The sequence below is a fragment of the Streptomyces alkaliphilus genome (assembly GCF_014141535.1).
Classification (GTDB): Bacteria; Actinomycetota; Actinomycetes; order Streptomycetales; family Streptomycetaceae; genus Streptomyces; species Streptomyces alkaliphilus.
On record NZ_VKHT01000375.1, the window covers coordinates 1 to 4620 of the forward strand.

Annotated in this window: 3 protein-coding genes and 1 pseudogene; all 4 read right to left on the bottom strand. The window is 72.6% G+C overall.

Annotation, left to right across the window (positions count from 1 at the left end):
- A pseudogene (locus FNQ90_RS13275) lies at positions 1 to 294 on the bottom strand (DUF721 domain-containing protein); the annotation flags it as partial.
- Positions 281 to 1420 (bottom strand): DNA replication/repair protein RecF, encoded by a 1140-nt coding sequence (gene recF, locus FNQ90_RS13280; protein WP_182606569.1) that lies wholly within the window; start codon positions 1418 to 1420, stop codon positions 281 to 283. The pseudogene FNQ90_RS13275 and the gene recF, both read right to left, overlap by 14 nt.
- 168 nt (positions 1421 to 1588) lie before the next feature.
- Positions 1589 to 2491 carry a phosphogluconate dehydrogenase (NAD(+)-dependent, decarboxylating) gene (gnd, locus tag FNQ90_RS13285; protein ID WP_182606570.1) on the bottom strand — a complete coding sequence of 301 codons (903 nt, stop codon included), beginning with the start codon at positions 2489 to 2491 and terminating at the stop codon, positions 1589 to 1591.
- Between the two features lie 113 nt (positions 2492 to 2604).
- A complete protein-coding gene (gene dnaN, locus FNQ90_RS13290) occupies positions 2605 to 3735 on the bottom strand; it encodes a DNA polymerase III subunit beta (RefSeq protein ID WP_182606571.1) in 1131 nt (376 codons plus the stop codon).
- Positions 3736 to 4620: the final 885 nt, after the last annotated feature.

Sequence of the window (4620 nt, forward strand, 5' to 3'; positions counted from 1 at the left end):
CCCCCACACCCCGCCGACCGCCAGCGGCATCTCCCAGCCGCGCTCCGAGGTCAGCCGGTCCAGCGCCGCGCCCAAGGGCAGCGGGTCCCGGCCCCCGGGGCGCGCCCCCGACCGGACGCCGGCCCGTCGGGGCCTGCCCTGCCGTTCCGGCACACCGCGCTCCCGCGCCCGCTGCCGGGCCGCGCGCAGCGCCACCCGGGCCAGGTCCACCCCGGTCGGCTCGGCCGGCGCCGGCCGGTCCGGGCCGCCGCCCGCTCCCGCCGAGCCCGAGCCGCCCGCCTCATCCGCCGACACGTTCCACGTTCCCTCCCGAGACCGCGTACCGGGTCCCGCGCAACACCGCCGGCACGTCCTCCGCCACCGCCGCCGTCACCAACACCTGCTCCCCCGGGGCCACCAACTCCGCCAGCCGCTCCCGCCGGCGCGCGTCCAACTCCGCGAAGACGTCGTCCAGGACCAGCACCGGCTCCGGGCCCTCCTCCCGCAGCACGCCGTACGAGGCCAGCCGCAGCGCCAGCGCCAGCGACCAGGACTCGCCGTGACTGGCGTACCCGCGCGCGGGCAACGCACCCAGGCGCAACGCCAGGTCGTCACGGTGCGGACCCACCAGGGTCATGCCCCGCTCGACCTCGCGGGGTCGGGCCTCCGCCAGGGCCTCCGCCAACCACCCCACCAGCTCCGGACCGGTCACCGGTGGCGGACCGCCCTCCGGGGACGCCGAGCAGCGGTACTCCGGAAAGACCGGCCCCCCGCCCGGCGCGACCTGCTCGTACGCCTTGTCCGCGACCGGACCCAGCAGTTCCACCAGCGCCAACCGGCGGTCCATCAGCTCGGCCCCGACCCGGGCCAGGTGGCCGTCCCACACGTCGAGAGTGGAGAGGTCCATCCGGCGCCCACCGTGCCGCCGGGCCATCGCCGCCGACTTCAACAGGGTGTTGCGCTGGCGCAGCACCCGCTCGTAGTCCGCCCGCACCCCCGCCAGCCGGGGCGCCCGCGCGGTGACCAGTTCGTCCAGGAAGCGCCGTCGCTCCCCCGGGTCGCCCTTGACCAGGGCCAGGTCCTCCGGGGCGAAGAGCACCGTGCGGACGATCCCCAGGGCGTCGCGCGGCCGGACCCGGTCCGAACGGTTGATCCGCGCCCGATTGGCGCGGCCGGGGTTCAGCTCGAGTTCGACGGTCTGCTGCCGCTCCCCCTCCACCACCGCCGCCCGGATGACGGCCCGCTCGGCGCCGGCCCGCACCAGCGGGGCGTCGGAGGCGGCCCGATGGCTGCCGAGGGTGGCGAGGTAACCGACCGCCTCGACGAGATTGGTCTTGCCCTGGCCGTTGGGGCCGACGAAGACCGAGACACCGGGGTCCAGCGCGAGCTCCGCCCGGACGTAGGACCGGAAGTCGGCCAACGACAGGTGGGTGACCCGCATCGTGATCCGGCCTCCTCTCGCCGCCGCCCGCCGGCGTCCCCCCGGCGGGGACGACGCCGGCGGGCTCGTCGTCAACCGTTCCCACCCGCCCGCGCGATCCCGCGCCGGCGGCTGTCGGGCCGGCGCCGCGGACCGGGACGCGAGGCGTCCGGCCCGGGGCGCCCCGCCTCACTTCTCGATCGGGCCGGCCTTGCCGTCGGTGGCCTCCACCGCGTGACCGCCGAACTGGTTGCGCAGCGCGGCGATCATCTTCATCTGCGGGGAGTCCACCTGGCGGGAGGAGAAACGGGCGAAGAGCGAGGCGGTGATGGCGGGCAGCGGCACCGCGTGGTCGATCGCCGCCTCGACCGTCCATCGACCCTCGCCGGAGTCGGCGGCGTAACCGCGCAGACCGACCAGGTGCTCGTCGTCGTCCAGCGCCCGGACCGCGAGGTCCAGCAGCCAGGAACGGATGACGGTGCCCTCCTGCCAGGCCCGGAAGACCTCGCGCACGTCCGTCACCGGGTCGGCGGCCTCCAGCAGCTCCCAGCCCTCGGCGAACGCCTGCATCATCGCGTACTCGATGCCGTTGTGGACCATCTTCGCGAAGTGGCCGGCACCGACCTTCCCCGCGTGCACGGAGCCGAAGTCACCCACCGGACGCAGGGCGTCGAAGATCGGCTGCACCCGCTCGACGTGTTCGGCCTCGCCGCCGTACATCAGGGCGTAGCCGTTCTCCAGGCCCCAGACACCGCCGGAGACACCGCAGTCCACGAAGCCGATGCCGCGCTCGGCCAGCTGCACGGCGTGCAGCTCGTCGTCGGTCCAGCGGGAGTTGCCGCCGTCCACCACGACGTCGCCCGGCGAGAGCAGCTCACCGAGCGCGGTGATCGTCTCGTGGGTGGCGTCACCGGCCGGGACCATCACCCACACCACGCGCGGTGCCTCCAGCGCCTGCACCAGTTCCTTGAGGCTGTGGACATCGGCGAGGTCGGCGTTGCGGTCGTACCCGACGACGGTGTGGCCGGCGCGGCGGATGCGCTCGCGCATGTTGCCGCCCATCTTGCCGAGACCGATGAGACCGAGCTGCATCGAGGACGCCTTTCTACTGTCTGCCGGTGTGCTGCGGAGGGGCCGGGGCCCCGGGGTCCGAGCCTACGCCGCGGCTCACCCGACGGGCACGGGCGGGCCGACGGGTGGACGGCTCAGCCGCTGAGCCGCACCGGCATGATCAGGTACTTGTAGGAGTCGTCGGCCTCGGCGTCGACCGCCGGCCGGCCGCTGAGCAGCGCCGGCTTGGTGGAGGTGGTGAAGGACAACTGGGCGACCGGGGAGTCGATCGCGCTCAGGCCCTCCAGCAGGAACGCCGGGTTGAAGGCGATGGAGATGTCCTCGCCCTCCAGCTGGATGTCCAGCCTTTCCACAGCCTGTGCGTCGTCGCTGGAACCCGCCTCCAGGGTGAGCACGCCCTGCTCGAAGCTCAACCGCACCGGGGTGTTGCGCTCGGCGACCAGCGCCACGCGCTTGACCGCCTCCACGAAGGGGGGCGTCTCGATCACGGCCACGGAGTTGAACTCGGTGGGGAAGAGGGTGCGGTACTTGGGCAGGTCGCCCTCGAGCAACCGGGTGGTGGTGCGCCGACCGGCGCCCTCGAAGCCGATCAGCCCCTCGCCGGATCCCGAGCCGGCCAGGGCGATGGAGACCACGTCGCCACCGGCCAGCGACTTGGCGGTCTCCAGCAGGGTCTTCGCCGGTACCAGGGCGACCGCCGAGGTGTCCGGGCTCTCCGGCTTCCAGAGGAACTCGCGGACCGCGAAGCGGTAGCGGTCGGTGGAGGCCAGGGTGACGGTGTCGCCCTCGATCTCCACCCGCACACCGGTGAGCACCGGGAGGGTGTCGTCGCGCCCGGCGGCGATGGCCACCTGGGAGACCGCGGAGGCGAAGATCTCGGCGGGGACGGTGCCGGTGGCCGTCGGCATCTGCGGCAGCGACGGGTACTCCTCCACCGGCAGGGTGTGGAGGGTGAAGCGGGAGGAGCCGCAGACCAGGCTGACCCGCACGCCTTCGGTGGACAGCTCCACCGGACGGTTGGGCAGGGCGCGACAGATGTCCGCCAGCAGCCGACCGGAGACCAGGACGGTGCCCTCCTCCTCGACCTCGGCCTCCACCGAGACCCGGGCCGAGACCTCGTAGTCGAAGCCGGAGAGGCTCAGGCTGCCCTCCTCGGCCTTCAACAGCAGACCGGCCAGCACCGGCACCGGAGGCCGGGCCGGAAGGCTGCGGGCAGCCCACGCCACCGCCTCCGCGAGCACATCGCGTTCCACCCGGATCTTCACTTCCGCCGCCTCCTGTGGTTGCCGGCCGGTCTGGTGCAGGGCTCCAGTCTGACGCACCGGGCCGACATCCCGGACCGCCGCTCGTCAAGTCGGGACGGGAGGGGACGGGCCCCGATCGGCCGGCTTGTGCACAGCCCCTGCTTCGAGCCGAGTTTCCCGGTGTATCTCTACGGTCGTAGTAGTAGGGGCTGTGGAAACCGTGGACAACCTCGTTTTCGCAGGCCGGAAGCGATTTTTTGTCCCCGGGGCCCGGGGACGGTCCCGGGGACGGACAGGGGGTCTCTGTGGACAGCGGTCGGATGTCCACACTCCGTCCCCGGGAGTCCCCGGGTTATCGACAGCTCTGTCCCCGGGTTTCTCGTGGTTCTCAACAGGCACGGCGGACGACCGCTGTGAGCTGATTCACTCCCGACGGTGAAAGTCGTCGTTGTGTTACCGAACAGTGGACAGGCCTGTGGACAGCCTGTGCACAACTCCGGTTTCCTGTGGGTCGGCGCCCGGAAGCGGTGGACGGAGCATCGGGGCGCCGACGATCCCCTGATGAATCCACAGTCTGTGGAAAACCCGGATTCACATGTCCCCGGGCCGATGAGCTGCGTGAACCGTTGATTCAACGCTTCGCTGTGGACGCCCTGTGGGCGGAGACGGGACATCCCCGGGATGTGGACGGAGCGGACGGTCGAAAACTGTGGACATCGGCGCCCGCCGACTCCGTAATCGAACACTTCCCCCTGTCGCGAGGGGGTCGTGAGGGCCGTCCCGGGGTCCGGGAGGGCCTCCGGCGGGGCTCCCGGGGGCCCGAGCCGGGCCTCCGGTGGTCGTCCGCTCCGCCGTCACCAGGGGAAATCCCCCGGCGCATGGAGCCCAAACCCGCTACCGAAAAGC